The sequence below is a fragment of the Cognatilysobacter segetis genome, assembly GCF_004359965.1.
GTDB lineage: Bacteria > Pseudomonadota > Gammaproteobacteria > Xanthomonadales > Xanthomonadaceae > Cognatilysobacter > Cognatilysobacter segetis.
Genome location: NZ_SMRQ01000130.1, coordinates 1 through 1609, shown reverse-complemented (window position 1 = coordinate 1609; position 1609 = coordinate 1). Strand labels below are relative to the sequence as shown.

Sequence of the window (1609 nt, the reverse complement as noted above, 5' to 3'; positions counted from 1 at the left end):
GTGGCGAAAAAAGCGGCAGCGGTTTCGCGGGAGGCGGCATGCATGGCGCGGTGGGCGCCGGCGATACCGGGCAAAGCGGCATCGGCGACGTGGCCAGCGGTACGCGTGTCGTGCCGTCGGGCTATGGGTGGCGAAAGAAGCGCCATCACGGCCGTGGAAAGCGGGAGCACTGCGACCGGTGGGCGCAGACGTGGCGGCGCGCGCGGCATGCGACAGACAAAAAGCCGCAGCGCCGCGGCTTTTTTCGGTAAGGGCGCGTTCGGCCCGTCAGGCCTATTTGCCGCGCCTGTGCGGCTGGAACTCCGGCGCGCTCCGCCTCCGGTAGGCCAGCGTCGCGTGGGGATCCTCGAAAAGCGGAACCCCGGCATGCGCCGGGGTTCCTTGCAGCATCGTCGACGTGCGATCAGTACGTCTTGGCGGCGTTGACGGCCGCGTTGGCGTCGATGATGCCGGCACCGATCGGCTTGTCGTTGCTGCCCGGGAAGGCGCGCAGCGTGCTCTTGAGGATGCTCTCCACCTGCGCCGGGGTGAGCGGCGTCGACCGCACCGCCTGCATCAGCGCGACGGTGCCGGCCACGTGGGGGGCCGCCATCGAGGTGCCGGCCATGCACTTGTAGTTCTCGGTGGTCGGGCCGGCGGTGCCGGCGTTGCCGGTCGATACGATCAGCGTGGTGCAGTCCGGGCTGTCGCCGCCCGGCGCGGCCACGTCGATGTTCGCACCGTAGTTCGAGTAGCTGGCGGCGCACGATGCCGGTGGCCGAGCACGGCGCGTCGAGCAGCACGGCGTCGAACGGCGTGCCGTCCCACCAGGCCGCGAGGTCGGCCGCGTCGGCGGCGACGAGCCGCGCCTCGCCGACGTCGAGCCGGCGCAGCGCGTCGCCGACCTGCGCGAGCCGCTTCGGCTCGATGTCGAGCGCGGTCATCGCGAGCGAAGGCTCGCGCTCCAGCAGGTGCGTGGTCTTGCCGCCCGGCGCGGCGCAAGCGTCGAGCACGCGTGCATCCGGCGACGGCGACAGCGCGTCGGCGACGGCCTGCGCGGAGGCGTCCTGCACGGTGACGAGCCCGGCGTCGAAACCGGGCAGCGTCGACACCGGCACCGCATGCGAAAGCCGCAGCGCATCCGGCAGGTCGTCGTCGACGAAGGCTTGGATGCCGGCGTCGGCAAGCTGCGCGAGGTAGGCGTCCCGCGTGACCCGCTGTCGGTTCACGCGCAGCCACATCGGCGGCATGCGCGCGCTCTGCTCGAAGATCGCGTCGACGTCGTCCGGCCAGTCGGCGGCAAGGCGCGCCTGCAGCCAAGCCGGCCAGTGCGCGCGCGGATCGCCCGGCGGCACGCCCTCGCGCGTCGCGCGTCGCAGCAGTGCATTGGCGAGGCCCGCACGATGTGCCTGCCCGCTCGCGCGCATCGCCTCGACCGTGGCACCGACCGCCGCATGCGCCGGCAATCCGAGCGGATCGATCTGCGCGAGCCCGGCCATCAGCAGTGCGCGCACCGCCCCGTCGCGCGCCGACAGCGGCTTGGGCATCCACGCGTCCAGCGTCGCGGCATAGCGCGCGGGCGCGCGCAGCACCGCGAGGCAGATCGCCTCGGCGAGCGCCCGGTCACGCG

1 protein-coding gene and 1 pseudogene are annotated in these 1609 nt (G+C 73.0%); both read right to left on the bottom strand.

What is annotated here, in order from left to right; translation table 11 throughout:
* Positions 1-403: 403 nt before the first annotated feature.
* Positions 404-706: a S8 family serine peptidase gene (locus E4F61_RS14280; protein ID WP_425480162.1), complete on the bottom strand. Its 303-nt coding sequence runs from the start codon at positions 704-706 to the stop codon at positions 404-406.
* Between the two features lie 88 nt (positions 707-794).
* Positions 795-1571: pseudogene (locus E4F61_RS14275) on the bottom strand (transcription antitermination factor NusB); the annotation flags it as partial.
* Positions 1572-1609: the final 38 nt, after the last annotated feature.